Source organism: Phenylobacterium sp., from assembly GCF_004299445.1.
Classification (GTDB): domain Bacteria; phylum Pseudomonadota; class Alphaproteobacteria; order Caulobacterales; family Caulobacteraceae; genus Phenylobacterium.
Map to the genome: position 1 here is coordinate 26,530 of NZ_SCTC01000040.1, position 15,566 is coordinate 42,095.

Annotated in this window: 15 protein-coding genes and 1 tRNA gene; 9 read left to right on the top strand and 7 right to left on the bottom strand. The window is 69.3% G+C overall.

Features of this window, described 5'->3' with window-relative positions; genetic code table 11:
- Positions 1–86: 86 nt before the first annotated feature.
- Together EPN98_RS10710 and EPN98_RS10715 are read left to right on the top strand one after the other, a co-directional pair.
- The gene (locus EPN98_RS10710; protein ID WP_293362685.1) at positions 87–359 is read left to right on the top strand and encodes an usg protein; all 273 of its coding nucleotides are present in this window, start codon (positions 87–89) and stop codon (positions 357–359) included.
- A gap of 29 nt (positions 360–388) precedes the next feature.
- The gene (locus EPN98_RS10715; RefSeq protein ID WP_293362686.1) at positions 389–2,005 is read left to right on the top strand and encodes a peptide ABC transporter substrate-binding protein; all 1,617 of its coding nucleotides are present in this window, start codon (positions 389–391) and stop codon (positions 2,003–2,005) included.
- 4 nt (positions 2,006–2,009) lie between these two features.
- Here EPN98_RS10715 and EPN98_RS10720 read toward each other — a convergent pair whose 3' ends face one another.
- A complete protein-coding gene (locus EPN98_RS10720) occupies positions 2,010–2,303 on the bottom strand; it encodes a glycine zipper 2TM domain-containing protein (RefSeq protein WP_293362687.1) in 294 nt (97 codons plus the stop codon).
- A gap of 126 nt (positions 2,304–2,429) precedes the next feature.
- Here EPN98_RS10720 and EPN98_RS10725 point away from each other — a divergent pair, with 126 nt between their 5' ends.
- From EPN98_RS10725 to EPN98_RS10740, 4 genes are all read left to right on the top strand, one after another.
- Positions 2,430–3,614 (top strand): MFS transporter, encoded by a 1,185-nt coding sequence (locus EPN98_RS10725; RefSeq protein WP_293362688.1) that lies wholly within the window; start codon positions 2,430–2,432, stop codon positions 3,612–3,614.
- A 1-nt stretch (position 3,615) separates the two neighbouring features.
- Positions 3,616–4,875, top strand: a complete 1,260-nt coding sequence (locus EPN98_RS10730; protein WP_293362689.1) for an MFS transporter — start codon at positions 3,616–3,618, stop codon at positions 4,873–4,875.
- Between the two features lie 103 nt (positions 4,876–4,978).
- On the top strand, positions 4,979–7,102 hold the full coding sequence (locus EPN98_RS10735) for a TonB-dependent receptor (protein ID WP_293362690.1): 2,124 nt from the start codon (positions 4,979–4,981) through the stop codon (positions 7,100–7,102).
- Complete coding sequence (locus EPN98_RS10740; protein WP_293362691.1) at positions 7,102–8,181, top strand: PepSY-associated TM helix domain-containing protein; 1,080 nt, start codon at positions 7,102–7,104, stop codon at positions 8,179–8,181. Before EPN98_RS10735 ends, EPN98_RS10740 begins: the two co-directional genes overlap by 1 nt.
- 98 nt (positions 8,182–8,279) lie before the next feature.
- On the opposite strand, the gene EPN98_RS10745 is transcribed toward EPN98_RS10740, so the two are convergent.
- From EPN98_RS10745 to EPN98_RS10760, 4 genes are all read right to left on the bottom strand, one after another.
- Positions 8,280–9,266: a nitronate monooxygenase family protein gene (locus EPN98_RS10745; RefSeq protein ID WP_293362692.1), complete on the bottom strand. Its 987-nt coding sequence runs from the start codon at positions 9,264–9,266 to the stop codon at positions 8,280–8,282.
- A gap of 173 nt (positions 9,267–9,439) precedes the next feature.
- Positions 9,440–10,258 carry a hypothetical protein gene (locus tag EPN98_RS10750; RefSeq protein WP_293362693.1) on the bottom strand — a complete coding sequence of 273 codons (819 nt, stop codon included), beginning with the start codon at positions 10,256–10,258 and terminating at the stop codon, positions 9,440–9,442.
- Between the two features lie 288 nt (positions 10,259–10,546).
- Positions 10,547–10,636 (bottom strand) — tRNA-Ser (locus EPN98_RS10755).
- Positions 10,637–10,732: 96 nt separating this feature from the next.
- Positions 10,733–11,155 carry a PaaI family thioesterase gene (locus EPN98_RS10760; protein ID WP_293362694.1) on the bottom strand — a complete coding sequence of 141 codons (423 nt, stop codon included), beginning with the start codon at positions 11,153–11,155 and terminating at the stop codon, positions 10,733–10,735.
- Positions 11,156–11,302: 147 nt separating this feature from the next.
- Here EPN98_RS10760 and EPN98_RS10765 point away from each other — a divergent pair, with 147 nt between their 5' ends.
- The 3 genes from EPN98_RS10765 to EPN98_RS10775 all read left to right on the top strand — a co-directional run bounded on the left by EPN98_RS10765 (position 11,303) and on the right by EPN98_RS10775 (position 14,470).
- The gene (locus EPN98_RS10765; protein ID WP_293362695.1) at positions 11,303–12,787 is read left to right on the top strand and encodes an AMP-binding protein; all 1,485 of its coding nucleotides are present in this window, start codon (positions 11,303–11,305) and stop codon (positions 12,785–12,787) included.
- Between the two features lie 75 nt (positions 12,788–12,862).
- On the top strand, positions 12,863–14,059 hold the full coding sequence (locus tag EPN98_RS10770; RefSeq protein ID WP_293362696.1) for a thiolase domain-containing protein: 1,197 nt from the start codon (positions 12,863–12,865) through the stop codon (positions 14,057–14,059).
- 3 nt (positions 14,060–14,062) lie between these two features.
- Positions 14,063–14,470 carry a Zn-ribbon domain-containing OB-fold protein gene (locus EPN98_RS10775; RefSeq protein WP_293362697.1) on the top strand — a complete coding sequence of 136 codons (408 nt, stop codon included), beginning with the start codon at positions 14,063–14,065 and terminating at the stop codon, positions 14,468–14,470.
- Here the strand turns inward: EPN98_RS10775 and EPN98_RS10780 are convergent.
- Together EPN98_RS10780 and EPN98_RS10785 are read right to left on the bottom strand one after the other, a co-directional pair.
- Positions 14,467–15,012: an AAA family ATPase gene (locus tag EPN98_RS10780; protein WP_293362698.1), complete on the bottom strand. Its 546-nt coding sequence runs from the start codon at positions 15,010–15,012 to the stop codon at positions 14,467–14,469. The genes EPN98_RS10775 and EPN98_RS10780 overlap by 4 nt on opposite strands.
- Positions 15,013–15,073: 61 nt before the next feature.
- A partial coding sequence (locus EPN98_RS10785) for a hypothetical protein (RefSeq protein ID WP_293362699.1) occupies positions 15,074–15,566 on the bottom strand: 493 nt, incomplete at its 5' end.

Below are 15,566 nucleotides of genomic sequence, written 5' to 3' on the forward strand. Positions count from 1 at the left end.
TATTAATGGTGTTTTCAGAAAGAATCAGGCTTCATCTCCAGCAGCGTGGCCGCACGCGCCGCGCATGATTCTGTCTGCGAGGTTCCATGAAGGTGTCGCCGGAGTTCAGGAAGCAACTGGAAGGCTACGGCCTGACCACGGCCGAGATTCTCTACCGCATGCCGGACCACCCGAGTCTCCTGCAGAGCTATCTCTGGCAGGACTACGACCTGTTCCCCGAGTTCCCGACGCTGCGGAAGTTCCTCGACTTCTGGACCCGCCAGCTCGACGGCCCTCTGTTCAAGGTCACCGTTGGCCATTGCAAGCTGATCAAGCCGGCCGAACTGAAGGCGGTCGGAGCCGAGTTTCGGCTGCACTGAGGCTGCGGCTCGACAGGAGCCGAATCCGCGTGGCTGATGTCGGGGTGCTGAAGCCGCTCACCGCCGTCCTACTCGCCGCAACCTGGCTCGCCGCCTGCCAGGGCGCGCCCCAGCGCGCCGCCTGCCCGGCCGGGAAGGTCTGTCTGGAGTACGGCAACAACTCCGAGCCCCAGACCCTGGACCCCGGCAAGGCCAATCTGGTCGACGAAGCTTCGATCATCGGCGACCTGATCGAGGGCCTGACCACCGACGCGCCCGATGCGACCCCTGTGCCTGGCGCCGCGGCCCGCTGGGAGACCAGCCCCGACGGCCTGGTCTGGACCTTCCATTTGCGCGAGGCGCGCTGGTCGGATGGCCGCCCCGTGACCGCGGACGATTTCGTCTATGGCCTGCGCCGCACGCTCGATCCCAAGACGGCGTCGATCTACGCCTACCTGCTGTACGTGATCAAAGGCGGGCAGGCCTTGAATGAAGGCAAGGCCACGCCCGAGACCCTGGGCGCCGTGGCCCTGGATGCGCGCACCGTGCAGATCACGCTGGAGCACCCGGCGCCCTACCTGCCCGAGCTCCTCAAGCATCAGAGCTTCTTCCCTGTGCCCAAGCACGTGGTCGAAAAGTACGGCGACGGCTGGGTAAAGCCGGGGCGCTTCGTCTCGAACGGCGCCTTTCGCCTCACGTCGTGGCGGCTCGGCGACCGGATCACGGTCGAGAAGAACCCTTACTACTGGGACGCCAGCAACGTCTGCATCGACCGGGTCAACTACTACCCCACCCCCGACGTCGTCACCGCCGAGCGGCGGATCGCTCGTGGCGAACTCGATCTCAACACGCGCTTCCAATCCAACCGCTATGAGCGGCTGCAGAAGACCATGCCGGGCGTGCCGCGCACCGGCGTCTCGCTGGCCACCGCCTACATGTCGTTCAACACGCGCGACGTGGCCGCCTTCCGCGACATCAGGGTGCGCCGGGCGCTGTCGATGACGGTGGACCGCGACTTTATCGCCAGGAAGCTGCTGCGCGCCGGCCAGCAACCGGCTTACGCCTTCGTACCCCCCATCACCGCCGGCTATGTGAAGAACGGTCCGCGCGTCGCCTGGGCCGACATGCCGTTCGCCCAGCGACAGGTCGAGGCCAAGCGGCTGCTGGCCGCGGCGGGGTTCACGGCGAAACGACCGTTGAGGCTCACCATCACCACGCCCAACAACACTGACACGCTGCTGCTGATGGAGGCGATCCAGGCCGACTGGCGGGCCGTTGGCGTCGAGGTCAAACTGGCGCAGTACGAGTCCGGCGTCGCCTTCAGCGCCTACCGCAACCGCGACTACGAGGTGGGTTCGATGAGCTGGTACGGGGACTTCAACGACCCCGTGACGTTCCTCGGCCTCTTCAAGTCCGATACCGGCGCGCAGAACTACGGCGACTACAAGAACCCCGCCTATGACGCCCTGCTGGCCGCCGCCGACCAGGAGCCGGACCGCGCGAGGCGCGCAGACATCCTGGCGCAGGCCGAGAATCTGATCCTCGACGACGAGGCCACGATCCCGATCTACTTCGTGGTGAATCGTAACCTGGTCAGCAAGCGCATCACGGGCTGGGTGGACAATGCGCCGAACTTCCACCGCACACGGTGGATGTGCCTGAAGTAGTCGCCTAACGGTATTCGTAGTGGCAGCGCTTCTTCTTGGCCTTGTTCTTGGCGATCTCGTGACCCGCCACGGCGCCGACACCGGCTCCGATCAGGGTGCCCTCGGTCTTGGCGCCGCCGCCCGCCACCACATTGCCCAGCACGCCGCCAGCGACCGCGCCGATGACGGTTCCGTTCGTGGCCTTCTTCTTCACGTCCTTGCAGACCAGCACCCGCTTGGCCTCGGCCGGGACCGGAGCGGCGACCAGGGCGCCCCCGGACAGGGCGAACACCAGGGCGGCGACCAATCGATTGCGCATAGCAACGCTCCTCTGAACCTGAAACACCGACCCGCCCGACGCCCTTAACCCGCAAGGCCGTACTTGGGTTTCCTCAAGGGCGCCGATACGACTTGTCGCGAACACGGATTCGCTTCGGGGGCGGCGGTGCAGAAGAAGTCGGTCGCGGGCGGCCTGGTCGTTTTCATCTGCTTCCTGATCGCGGCGGTCGAGGGCTACGACATCCAGGCGTTCGGCGTGGCCGCGCCCCGGTTGGCCCCGGAGCTGGGTCTAAATCCCTCGCAGGTCGGCTGGGCGGCCAGCGTGGCCATGGTCGGCCTGGTCATCGGCGCCTTCGCCGGGGGGTGGCTGGCCGACCGCACAGGCCGGCGGCCGGTGCTGATCGGCTCGGTCTTGCTGTTCGGCGGCTTCTCTCTGGTGACGGCGGGGGCCCATTCGTTCGACGCCCTGCTGTGGGCGCGGTTCGCCACGGGCCTCGGCTTCGGCGGCGCCATGCCCAACCTGATCGCGGTGGCGGTCGAGATCGCCAAGCCCGAGCGCCGCGCCGCAACGGTGGCCGCGATGTTCTGCGGCATGCCCGTCGGCGGGGCGACGGCGGCCCTCATCGCGCGGCTCGCGGGCGAGGGGCTGGACTGGCGGGCGATCTTCATTGCGGGCGGCGTCGTGCCGCTGGTGCTGGCGCCCGTGATCTACCTGTTGCTGCCCGAGACCCGGCCTGCCGCAGACCCGAAGGCCGACCGCAACCTGATCCGGGCCCTGTTTGCTGAGGGCAGAGCCGCGCCCACGCTGCTCGTCTGGGCGGCGTTCATGCTGACCCTGGTCGTGCTCTACCTGGCGCTCAACTGGCTGCCGACCCTGGTGGTCGACAAGGGTCTGCCGGCGTCGGAGGGCTTCGCAGCCTCGATGGCGTTCAACATCGCCGGCGTCGTAGGCTCGCTTCTGGTCGGCGCGGTGACCGACCGCCTAGGCTGGCGCTGGCCGCTGGTGGTCGCCTACATGGCGCTGGGCGCCGCGATGGCGGGTCTGGCCGCCGCAGGGGCCTCGCTGTCGATCATGATGCTGTCGGCGGCGGCCGGGTTCCTCGTGATGGGCGCGCAGTTCTCGCTCTACGCCGTCGCGCCGATGCTCTACCCGGCCCAGCTGCGTGGCGCGGGCGCTGGCGCCGCCGTGGCGATCGGCCGACTGGGGTCCATCGCCGGACCGCTGATCGCGGGCGAGTTGCGCAATGGCGGCTTCAGCCCCGGCGAGGTTTTCCTGACCATGACGCCGGTGGCGCTGGCGGCGGCGGCGATCGTGTTCGCTCTGGCCCGTACGGCCCGGCCCGCCGCCTAGCATGGCGACCGTCGCACGCCTGCGATGGTGGATCGTCGGCCTCGTCTGCGTCGGCACGATCATCAACTACATCGATCGCAACGCCCTGGGCGTTCTGGCGCCGCACCTGACGCAGGAGCTCGACCTTTCGACCCAGGAGTATTCTTGGATCGTGGCCGCCTTCCAGGTGGCCTACACCCTGATGCAACCGGTGTGCGGCGCGATCCTGGACTGGGCCGGTCTGAAGGCCGCCTTCGCGCTCTTCGCCGTGGCGTGGTCGCTGGCCGGGATGGGCCATGCCTTCGCAGGCGGCTGGGTGTCGCTGGCGGCGCTGCGCGGCGCGCTGGGCGCCAGCGAAGCGGCGGCCATCCCGGCGGGCATCAAGGCGATCGGCGAGTGGTTCGGACCGAAGGACCGTTCGGTCGCGGTGGGTTTCTTCAACGCCGGGACCTCGCTGGGCGCGATGATCGCCCCGCCCCTGGTGATCTGGCTGACGCTGACCTGGGACTGGCGCACGGCGTTCCTGGTGACCGGCAGCCTGGGCCTGGTCTGGGCCTTCGCGTGGTGGCGGCTGTACGAGCGCCCGGCGCGGCATCCGGCCCTCTCCGACGTCGAACGTGCGAAGGCGCCCGCCGAGCCCGAAACCGGCGTCGCCGTGCCGTTCCGCGCGCTGCTGGCCGACCGCACCTTCTGGGCGCTGGCGATCCCACGGTTCCTGGCCGAGCCGGCGTGGCAGACCTTCAGCTTCTGGATCCCGCTCTACCTCGCCAGGGAGCGGGGGCTCGATCTCAAAGGCGTCGCGATGTTCGCGTGGATGCCGTTTCTGGCCGCAGACCTGGGCGGGATCCTGGGCGGCTACCTGTCGCCTTTCCTGATGGGCCGTCTGAAGCTGGGCCTGCTGACCTCGCGGGCCGTCGGCGTCGGGCTGGGCGCCGCGCTGATGATCGCACCGGCCTGCGTGGGTCTCGCGCACGGGCCCCTGGCCGCGATCGCCCTCTTCTGCGTCGGCGGCTTTGCGCACCAGATGATCTCGGTGTTGATCAACACGCTGACCACCGACGTCTTCCCCCGCCAGTCCCTGGCCCGCGCCAACGGCCTCGTCGGCATGATGGGCTGGACCGGTGGGCTGCTGTTCTCGCTGCTTGTGGGCGCACTGGCCGATCGCACCGGCTTCGGCCCCCTCTTCGCCCTCCTGGGCGTATTCGACATCGCGGGCGCGCTGGTGCTGTTCGCCCTGCTGCGGCCTGCTGCGCGCGACCGCCTCGGCCCGGCGATGGGATAGCCGGCGGCAAGATCGATCACGGCCCGACGCAGGCATGTGATATTGCGAATGACTCGCACTAACCTTTGCCCTATAGGCCACCTCTCAATCTTTCGAGGGGACCATGCGGACCGCGCTTCTGACGTCGACGATCCTGGCCACCGCCCTGCTGGCGCACGCTGCAGCGGCCCAAACCGCCGATGCCGGCCGCGAAGTCGAGGAGGTCACCGTCACCGCGGCCCGCACGGTGCTGCCGGCCAACGCCCTGCCGCTCACCGTCGAGGTGATCGGCGCTGAAGACCTGAAGCAGCAGGTGACCATCGGCGGCTCGGTGGTCGACGCCGTCGCAGCGCTGACACCCTCATTCTCGCCCACCCGCCAGAAGCTGTCGGGCGCCGGCGAGACCCTGCGCGGCCGCTCGCCGCTGTACGCCATCAACGGCATCCCGCAATCGACCCCGCTGCGCGACGGCTCGCGCGACGGCTTCACGATCGACCCGTTCTTCGTCGACCGCGTCGAGCTGATCTTCGGCTCCAACGCCCTTCAGGGCATCGGCGGCACGGGCGGCATCGTCAACCAGGTGACTGTGGGCGCGCCGAAGGAAGAGGGCGTCAGCGGCCGCGTCCTTCTGCAGAACCTCTCCGACAACGGCTTCCACGGCGACGGCTCGGGCTACAAGGCCGCCGGGCTGCTGAGCTGGAAAGAGGGCGCGTTCGACGCCACCGCCGGCGCCGCCTACGAGAAGCGCGGCGCCTATTACGACGGCAAGGGTCGGCGCGTCGGCTTCGACGCCGCCCAGGGCGAGACCCAGGATTCCGACAGCTGGTCGCTGTTCGGCCGCTTCGGCTACGCGCTCAGCGACACCGCCCGCGCCGACCTGATCCTGAGCCGCTTCCAGCTGGCCGGGGACGGCGACTACGTGAACGTCGCCGGCAACCGCACCACCGGCGTCCCGTCGACCGCCCGCCGCGGCGTCCAGCCCGGCACGCCGGCGCGTGGCCGCACCGAGAGCGCCTCGATCTCGTACACCGACACCGACCTGGCCGGGGGCAACCTGGTGACCCAGGCCTTCTGGAACCGCACGAAGGACCTGTTCGGCGGCGACTCCGGCGCCACCTTCCAGGACATCCGCATCGCGCCGCTGGGCACGCTGCTGGACCAGTCCGAGAACCGCTCGCGCAAGCTGGGCGCCAAGTTCAGCTATGAGCGCGCCGTTCCCGGCCTGGATGGCCTGACCGCCACCGTCGGCCTTGACCTCTTGAAGGACCGCACCGAGCAGGCGCTGGTCCGCACAGACCGCGTCTGGGTGCCGCCGACCCGGTACACCAGCGTCGCGCCGTTCTTGCAGGGCAACCTGGCCCTCTTCGACGAGCGGCTGCGCCTCGCCGGCGGCCTGCGCCACGAGAAGGTTCAGATCAAGGTCGACGACTTCACCACCCTGGCGTTCTACGGCTCCCGCGCCGTGGCGGGCGGCTCGCCCGAGTTCTCGGATACCCTGGTAAACGCCGGCGTGATCTTCGAACCCACGCCGGGCATCCGCGGCTACGTCAGCTATGCGGAGGGCTACACGGTTCCGGACGTTGGCCGCATCACGCGCGCGATCAACATCAACGGCGTCGATATCGACGACTATCTCGACATCAGCCCGATCATCTCGAACAACCGCGAAGTCGGCGTCGAGCTGAAGCGCGGGCCCTTCGACGCCAACGCCACCTACTTCTGGTCGACCAGCACCAAGGGCCAGCTGCTGGTGCTGGTGGGCACGGTGTTCGAGGTCCAGCGCCAGCGGGTCGAGATCGAGGGCTTCGAGTTCAACGTCACCGCCCGCACGCCCATCGAAGGCCTGACGGTCCAGGCGGGCTACGCCGACCTGAAGGGTCGCGCGGACTCCAACGCCGACGGTCGCGTCGACATCGACCTGGACGGCGCCAACATCTCGCCCGACCGCGTGGTGCTGGCCGCCAACTATCGCGAGGGCCCGTGGTCGGGCCGCCTGCAGCTGGGCAAGTACCTGAGCCGCGACTTCCAGGGCGCCGATCCGCGCAACAGCTTCGCGGGCTACACCCTGGTGGACGCCACCGTGCGCTACGAGTTCGAGCGCTGGGGCGGGCTGACGCTGGCCGTCGCCAACCTCTTTGACGAATACTACATCGACTACAACACCGACACGCAGCAGCCGACCAACAACGCCCGGTTCTTCTCCGGCCGCGGCCGCACCTTCACGCTGGCATGGGACTACCGCTTCTGATGATGCGGCTCCTCGATCTCCTGCACCGCTGGCTGGGCGGCGTGATCGGCCTGCTGCTGGCGGTCCTCGGCGTCTCGGGCGCCCTGCTCGTGCACAAGGACGTCTGGACCGGAGTGCCCGGCGCGGGCGACCCACATGTGACCGAGACCGCGGCCCTCGCGGCGGCCGCGCAGCGGCTGATGGCCGATCCCGAGACCCGGCCTCGCAGCATCGTCTTCGCGACCGATGGCTTCGGCCTGAATCGGCTGAGCTTCGAGGGCGAAGCGGGGGCCTACGCCGACCAAGCCGGCCAGATCGTCACCCGCTGGGAGAGCCAGTGGGAGCGGCCCGAGGTCTGGCTCTTCGACCTGCACCACCATCTGTTCTACGGCGACACCGGCGAGATGGTGGCGGGCGTCGCAGGACTGGTCGGACTGGGCTTCGTGATCACCGGCCTGATCCTCTGGTGGCCGCTGCGCCATTCCTACGTGTTCCGCCTGGTCCCGAGGGATCTCTCGCGCTTCGCGATCCTGCGACACCACCGCGACTGGGGCGTCCTGCTGGCGCCCGTGCTGGCGCTGTCGATGGTCACCGGCGCCATAATGATTTTCCGGCCCGTGACGAACCTGGTGCTGGGTCCGGGCGCCGAGGCCGAGATCACCCGGAGCCTGAAGCCGCCCCCGCCGCTCAAGGGGGTGAAATTGGCGCCGGACCTCGACTGGGGCGGCATGATCCGCGAAGCCCGCCGCCTCTACCCGACCGCCGAGGTGCGGATCCTGTCGCTGCCGCGCGAAGGCTCTGGCCTGGTCAGCCTGCGCCTGCGTCAGCAAGAGGAGTGGTTGCCCAACGGACGCACGACCCTGTGGTTCGCCGCCGACACGGGCCGGCTGGTCCAGGCGCGCGACGCCCTGAAGCTGCCCGCCCGGGCCCAGGCCTTCAACGCGATCTACTCGCTGCACGCCGCCAAGGTGGGCGGCCTGCCCTATCGCCTCGTGATGACGGTCTCGGGCCTGACCCTGGGCCTCTTCGGCACGCTCACCGTCTGGACCTTCTGGTTCCGCCGCAAGCCGCGTCAGAAGCGCGAGCCGCGCATCGCCTGACGCAAGAGGGCCGCCGGATGGCTCCGGGCGGCCCTCATCCGTCAGCCTGCGGCTGACACCTTCTCCCGCAAGGGGAGAAGGCTCGCGAGCGTCTGTCGTCAGGCGCTCACCGCCACGCGGCGGGCGTTCTTCTGTAGGACGTCCTCGGCCTGGCGCATGATGTTGGCCACCATGTCCTTGCAGGTCGGGATGTCGTGGATCAGGCCCTGGCTCTGGCCGACGGTCCAGATGCCGCCGTCCGTGTCGCCCTGGCCCATCACGTTGGTCCGGCCACGGACGCCGGCCACCAGGTGGCGCACGTCCTCGATCGTCTTGGTCGGGTCCTGCTGGATCTTGACCACTTCCTCGGACACCGCGTTGCGGGCCACGCGGCTGGTGTTGCGCAGGGTGCGGTTGGTCAGTAGCGTGTCGCGCTCGGTGTTCTCGACGATCTTGCGCTTCACGTTCTCATGGATGGCGCACTCCTGGGTGGCCATGAAGCGGGTGCCCATGTTGACCCCGTCGGCGCCCAGCATCAGCGCGGCGGCCAGGCTGCGACCGTCGGCCATGCCGCCCGAGGCGATCACCGGCACGTCGCCGATCGCGTCCACCGTCGCCGGCAGCAGCACGATCAGGCCGATGTCATCCTCGCCGGGGTGGCCGGCGCACTCGAAGCCGTCGATCGAGATCACGTCCACGCCGTGCTTCACCGCCGAGACCGAGTGGCGAACGCTGGTGCACTTGTGGATCACCTTCACGCCGTTGGCCTTGAAGTCGGGCAGGTGGTCGACGGGCGCGCGGCCGGCGGTCTCCACGATCTTGATCCCGCTTTCGATGATCGCCCGGCGATACTCGTCATAGGGGATCGGGTTCAGCGACGGCAGCAGGGTGAGGTTCACACCGAACGGCTTGTCGGTCAGGTCCTTGCAGCGCTGGATTTCCTTGTGCAGCTCCTCGGCCGACTGGCTGTGGTGGGCGGTGATGAAGCCCAGCGCGCCGGCGTTGGCCACCGCGGCCACCAGCGGCGCATAGCCCACGCCCGTCATGCCGCCCATAATCAGCGGAGTCTCCACACCGAACATCTCGGTGATGCGCGTCTTGATCATTGTCGTTTCCTTGCCCTCGGGACGGCCCTTGCGGCCATTCTGTCACGCCCAAACGCCGCCTGTCTTGCGGTGTGTCGGAGACAGTCCAGCAGGGGTGACGCGACGCGAAGCAAGCGGGGCGAAGCAAGCGGGGCAAACCAAGCGCGGCCACCGGCGTGGGCGCTGATGGCCGGCTAGTCGCGCTGCTCGCCGAGCCCGAGGTCCCGGCTGACCACGTCAAGCACGGCATCCCAATCGCCACCCCGCTCCTGTCGGATGAGCCGCATCTCGGGATACCAGGGCGAACGCACACCATCGCCCCAGCGCCAGTCCAGGCCTTCGCGGGGCAGGAGGACCCAACAGGGCTTCCCCATCGCGCCGGCCAGATGCGCGACGGACGTGTCCACGGCGATGACCAGATCCAGGCCTGCAACGATTTCGGCGGTGTCCTGGAAGTCGCGAGCGCCTGTGTTGGACGGTGAGAGGTCCAGCGCTCCAGGTAGGGTCTCTAACCGGGCGATCTGATCTGGCGAGAGTGAGCGCAGCCTGTCGTTGAGATTTGCGGGGTTCCCACGAAGCGCCAAGCCGATCCGGTGCTGCGTGGGCTGCGCGGCGGCGTTCAGGTAGGTCGCTGGCGGGATGGTTTCCGGCGTCGTGCGACAGCGATACGGAAGGGACGGCCCCAACACCCAAGCGTCAGCCCGGGGCAGCGGCGTGCGTCCACTGGCTGGGATAACCTGCAGCCCCGCTGAGCCGAACAGCCGGGCCAGGCTCGGATGGCACAACAGAAACACGGTGATCCCTTGCGCCTCGAGCCACGGGGCGTAGCGCGCAAACATGATCTGATCGCCCAGCCCCTGCTCTGGCAGGATGAGCAGAGAGCGGATCGGTGAGCCGTCCCATTCCGGAAAGCTGAGCGTCGGGCGGCCTTCCGGCCTCCCGCCCATGTGGACAGGGCGGGTTTCATACAGGCGGAAGCCTAGCTCGTAGTCGCCCTTCGCAAGCAAGGCCATGCCGGCGCGCCAATGCTCACTTGGCGGAAGCACAGTTCTTTGTCCCATCCCACTCATCTAGCAGGGGAGCCTGCGATTGCGCATCCCATCGCAGCCGATTGGATCGCCGAACTACCGTTCGTCCCGATCCTGGAGGGTGGTTCGCTTGACGGCGAACAGCGGCTCTATGCGGCGGCCATTGAACGCGCCGCCCGCCTGGGGGCCCGCGCGAGAGAGACAGCCGCGGATCATCGGCAGTGATAGGCCATCCGGCCGTGAGGCCGAATTTCCAATAGAGTCAGAGAAGGCTGGCGGAGAGGGTGGGATTCGAACCCACGATACCCTTTCGAGTACGCCGCATTTCGAGTGCGGTACTTTCAACCACTCAGCCACCTCTCCAGAGCCGGCGCGGGCCGCCCGCTAAGGGGCCCGCTGAGCGAGGGCGCGTTCTACTCATCTCGCCCCGACTGCGCAACTGCGTTCTGACGTCGCGTTTCAGCGGGGGTAGAGGACCATCTGGGTGCAGCGGAAAGCCGCGACCGTCTTGCCGGTGGTCTCGTTGATGGCTTCGGCGTCCCAAACCTGGGTCATGCGCCCGCCGTGAAGAAGGCGGGCCTCGCAAGAGACGGTCTCCCCCACCTTGGCCGTGCCCAGGTAGTTGGTCTTGATCTCGATGGTTGTGAAGCCGCTGGCGCCCTCGGGAAGCGAGGCCACACAGCCATAGCCGCAGGCGCTGTCGACCAGCGCCACGACCGCGGCGGCGTGCATGAAGCCGTTGGCGGCCATGTGCGCCTTCTCGACGGTGAAGCGGCCGCGGGCGCGACCGTTGGCGACCTCGTCCCATGCGATGCCCAGGATTCCGGGCAGCGTGCCTTCCTGGCGGGCGGTGAACAGGGCGGCCTGGTTGCCTTCGAGCATCTGGCGGGTCCTTCGCATGGCAGTCGCGAGGGACATGGGGAGCTGACGCTGCGACAACCAAGTCCAGGGACTGAACCGCCGCTTGCCTGTGGCTGCGCAGGGCCCAGATTGTCGGGCGGCGCCGACGTGCGCGCCGTGGAGGTCCGTATGTCCGAAGCGCTGCCCGAAATGATCTCGCTGGGCGCCAAGCTGGCCCAGCATGCGCGGACCCAGGGCGACAGGCCGGCGATCAGTTGCGGGGCCGAGACCCTGACCTACGCCCAGCTGCATGGGCGCTCGAACCGGATGGCGCGCGGGCTGGCGGCCAAGGGCGTCAGGTTCGGCGACCTCGTCACCATCGGCTTCCCCAACAGCGTCGACTTCGCGACCGCGGCCTATGCCGTATGGAAGCTGGGCGCCACGCCGCAGCCGGTGTCGTTCCGCCTGCCCCGGGGCGAGCTGGCGGCGATCGTCGAGCTGGCGAAGTCGCCGGTCGTGATCGCCGACTTCGACCACGTGCTGGACGTCCCCGTTCTGAAGGCCGCCGACATCCTGGCGCTCAGCGACGACGAGAGCGACCTGCCAGATCTCGTCCCCCCGATCCTGAAGGCGCCCACCAGCGGCGGCTCCACCGGCCGGCCGAAGCTGATCCTGGCCGGACAGCCGGGTGTGGCGGCCAAGGAGACCCCCGAGGTGGGCGGCTTCCGCCTCCGGCCGGTCGACACCGTGCTGATCCCGGCGCCGCTCTACCACAACGCCCCCTTCGGCATGCTGACCTCGGCCACCAGCCTGGGCGCGCATGTGATCCTGACGCCGCGCTTCGATCCCGAGGGCACGCTGAAGGAGATCCAGAGCCGCAAGGCCACGTGGGTCTACCTGGTGCCCACAATGATGAACCGCATCTGGCACCTGCCCGAGTCGGTGCGGTCGGCCTACGACCTGTCGACGGTGGAGACGCTCTGGCACATGGCGGCGCCCTGCCCCGCCTGGCTGAAGGAGGCCTTCATCCACTGGATCGCACCCGGCGAGGTGATGGAGCTCTACGCCGGCACCGAGGCCCAGGCGGTCACCATCATCACCGGCTCGGAATGGCTGACCCACCGGGGCTCGGTGGGCAAGGTGACGATCGGCGAGATGAAGGTGCTGGGCGAGGACGGCGCCGAGCTGCCGCCCGGCGAGGTGGGCGAGATCTACATGCGCCGCGCCGCCGGCACGCCCGAGACCTACAAGTATGTGGGCGCCACGGCCAAGGTGAGCGCCGACGGCTGGGAGAGCCTGGGGGACCTGGGCTACTTCGACGCCGAGGGCTACCTCTACCTGGCCGACAGGCGCACCGACATGATCCTGGTGGGCGGCTCCAACGTCTATCCCGCCGAGATCGAGGCGGCGCTGGACGAGCATCCGGCGGTGGAGTCCTGCGCCGTCATCGGCCTGCCCGACGACGACCTCGGCGCCCGCATCCACGCCATCGTCAACGCCAAGGGCCAGGTCAGCGCCGACGACCTGAGGGCCCACGTGAAGGATCGCCTGGTCAGCTACAAGCAGCCGCGCTCGTACGAGTTCGTCGATGAGCCCGTCCGCGACGACGCCGGCAAGGTGCGCCGCACTGCGCTGCGCGACGCCCGCGTCGCGGCGGCCAAGACGACGGCGTAGGAGGCCTTGGTTCACCCGAGGCGCCCCTGCTATCGATGGCGCATTCGAACGAACGGGATGGAGGGCGTGCAGGCCATGAGCATCAAGGGCAAGGCCTATGTGATGGGGGCCTACGAGCACCCGACGCGTGACGCCCCCGACAAGACCACGGCCCAGCTGCACGCCGAGAGCGCCAAGGGCGCGCTGGAGGACGCGGGCCTCAGCTTCGACGACGTCGACGCCTACTTCTGCGCGGGCGACGCGCCGGGCTTCGGCGCCATGTCGATGGTCGACTACATGGGCCTGAGGAACGTCCGCCACACCGACACCACCGAGACCGGCGGGTCGTCCTACCTCGTCCACCTGAACCATGCCTGCCAGGCGATCGCGGCGGGCAAGGTCAATGTGGCGCTGATCACCCTGGCCGGCCGGCCCCGCAACGGCGGCGGGCGGCCCGGCGGGCCGGGCGGCGGCGGCGGCAAGCCTGGCGCGCTGTCGGACGGCGCACCCGAGGCCGGCTTCGAGAACATCTACGGCGGCTCGACCCACAACACCTACGGCATGTGCGCCATGCGCCACATGTACGAGTACGGCACCACGTCGGAGCAGCTGGCCTGGATCAAGGTGGCCGCCAGCCACCACGCCCAGTGGAACGAGCACGCCTTCCTCAAGAACGTGGTGACGGTCGAGGATGTGGTCAACAGCCGCATGATCGCCGACCCGCTGCACCTGCTGGACTGCTGCGTCGTCACCGACGGCGGCGGCGCGGTGATCGTCACCTCGCCCGAGGTGGCCCGCTCGCTGAACCGCCCCAAGGTGAAGGTGCTGGGCGCGGCCGAGGCGCCCAAGATGCCCTTGGGCGGCCAGGAGCTCGATCTCACCTACTGCGGCGCCGTCTGGACCGGCCCGCCGACGTTCGCCGAGGCCGGGGTCACCCACGCCGACATCAAGTACGCCTCGATCTACGACAGCTTCACCATCACCGTGCTGATGACCCTGGAGGACCTGGGCTTCTGCAAGAAGGGCGAGGGCGGCAGGTTCGTGGCCGACGGCAACCTGATCTCGGGCGTCGGCAAGCTGCCGTTCAACACCGACGGCGGCGGCCTCTGCAACAACCACCCCACCAACCGCGGCGGGATCACCAAGATCATCGAGACCGTCCGCCAGCTGCGCGGCGAGGCCCACCCCAAGGTGCAGGTGCCCAACTGCGACATCGCCCTGGCCCACGGCACGGGCGGCTCGCTGGGCGTCCGCCACGCAGCGGCGACCGTCATCATGGAACGGGAGGCCTGAGAAGTGTCCGAGACCACCGACCTGATGACCCGCCCCATCCCCGCGCCCGCCGTGACGCTGGAGACCAAGCCGTTCTTCGACGCCGCCGCCGAGGGCCGCTTCCTCATCAAGCGCTGCACCGCCTGCGGCAAGGCCCACTGGTACCCGCGCTCGATGTGCCCCTACTGCCACTCGGACGCCACCGTCTGGGAGGAGAGCCCGGGCACGGCCACGATCTACACCTATTCGGTCATGTGGCGCTCGCCCACCGGCCCCTACGCCATCGGCTATGTCACCCTCGACGAGGGCCCGGCGATGATGACCAACTTCGTCGACGTCGCCCCCGATGCGCTGAAGATCGGCATGAAGGTCAAGGTGAAGTTCCAGCCGACCGAGGGCGGCCCGCCCGTGCCGGTGTTCGTCCCGGCCTAGCCCTGCGACGACGCCAGCGTCGCGATGAGCGCCTCGGCGTCGCGCGGACGGGTCACCCGGTGCTTCGCCAGGTGCGCCAGCGCCGGGTCGTCGAACATCGCGCCATAGTCGCGGCGGCGCCGGGCGTAGGTGTCCCAGGCCCAGCGGATAGGGTGCTCCTTGTCCAGCCAGCGGGCGAAGGTCTCGGTGTTGCCGGTGCCGGGCCAAAGCTCGTCGCCCGTCCACGCGCGGGCGAACGAGCGGCGCAGCACGCGGGCCATGACGAGCGCCTTCGGATAGTCCAGCCACACCCCATGCGTCGCCCGCGCCAGCACCAGGGGCCGCACCTTCGAATAGTTGCCGCAGCTGACCCACGCCTCGCCGGCCACAGCCTCGGCCACGCGGCGGCGGAATTCATCGGGATCGTGGGCGTTCAGGTCCTTCCACCCGGCCTGCCAGTTGATGGCGTCCAGCTCGATATGGCGCGCGCCGAGCGCCTTCGCGAGCGCGGCCGCGAAGGTGGTCTTCCCCGATCCTGACGTGCCGATGACCGCAACGCGCATGGGCGGCTCCATAGACCGGGCGACCCACCGCGGCCAACCCCGGCCCGGGGGCGCGAGCGCCTCAGCTGGTGTCGTCGTCGCAGTCCCACGACGGCAGGTCCATGGGCGGGGCCAGTCGGCCGCCGCCGGCGGGCGGCGACGGGGCCGCGGGCGAGGCCGCCCTTTCGCCCGCTCCGGGGCCCAGCCCGTGGCGAGCCTTGAAGGCGGCGACGATGGCCGCGGCGGCGGCCGAGCCCGCGGCCACGGCGGCCGGGTCGTCCGGCTCGTCCCCCGCCCCGTCTTCGCCGCCGTCCGCCTCGTCGTCGTCGTCGTCCTCGTCGTTCCAGCCCCACGCCTCGCGGAAGAAGCGCGACCGGCGGCGCAGCGCGGCGGGGACGTAGCGCCGGATCGGCTCGCCCGAGAGGCCCAGCAGGCCCGCGATCCGCTCGATCTGGGCCTCGACCGGCTCGTCGGCGAAGCCCTCGTCCAGGGCCTCGGCGTCCAGGCGCTCGTGCAGATCGCCCGTGGCGACCTCGGCGTCGTGGGGGTCGAGCTCGGTCCAGATCATCCGGTCC

Excerpts from the sequence above, each read along its gene's own strand:
- EPN98_RS10710 (WP_293362685.1), top strand. The coding sequence starts at position 87 with ATGAAGGTGTCGCCGGAGTTCAGGAAGCAACTGGAAGGCTACGGCCTG.
- EPN98_RS10720 (WP_293362687.1), bottom strand. The coding sequence starts at position 2,303 with ATGCGCAATCGATTGGTCGCCGCCCTGGTGTTCGCCCTGTCCGGGGGC.
- EPN98_RS10730 (WP_293362689.1), top strand. The coding sequence starts at position 3,616 with ATGGCGACCGTCGCACGCCTGCGATGGTGGATCGTCGGCCTCGTCTGC.
- EPN98_RS10735 (WP_293362690.1), top strand. The coding sequence starts at position 4,979 with ATGCGGACCGCGCTTCTGACGTCGACGATCCTGGCCACCGCCCTGCTG.
- EPN98_RS10740 (WP_293362691.1), top strand. The coding sequence starts at position 7,102 with ATGATGCGGCTCCTCGATCTCCTGCACCGCTGGCTGGGCGGCGTGATC.
- EPN98_RS10745 (WP_293362692.1), bottom strand. The coding sequence starts at position 9,266 with ATGATCAAGACGCGCATCACCGAGATGTTCGGTGTGGAGACTCCGCTG.
- EPN98_RS10750 (WP_293362693.1), bottom strand. The coding sequence starts at position 10,258 with ATGGCCTTGCTTGCGAAGGGCGACTACGAGCTAGGCTTCCGCCTGTAT.
- EPN98_RS10760 (WP_293362694.1), bottom strand. The coding sequence starts at position 11,155 with ATGCTCGAAGGCAACCAGGCCGCCCTGTTCACCGCCCGCCAGGAAGGC.
- EPN98_RS10765 (WP_293362695.1), top strand. The coding sequence starts at position 11,303 with ATGTCCGAAGCGCTGCCCGAAATGATCTCGCTGGGCGCCAAGCTGGCC.
- EPN98_RS10770 (WP_293362696.1), top strand. The coding sequence starts at position 12,863 with ATGAGCATCAAGGGCAAGGCCTATGTGATGGGGGCCTACGAGCACCCG.
- EPN98_RS10780 (WP_293362698.1), bottom strand. The coding sequence starts at position 15,012 with ATGCGCGTTGCGGTCATCGGCACGTCAGGATCGGGGAAGACCACCTTC.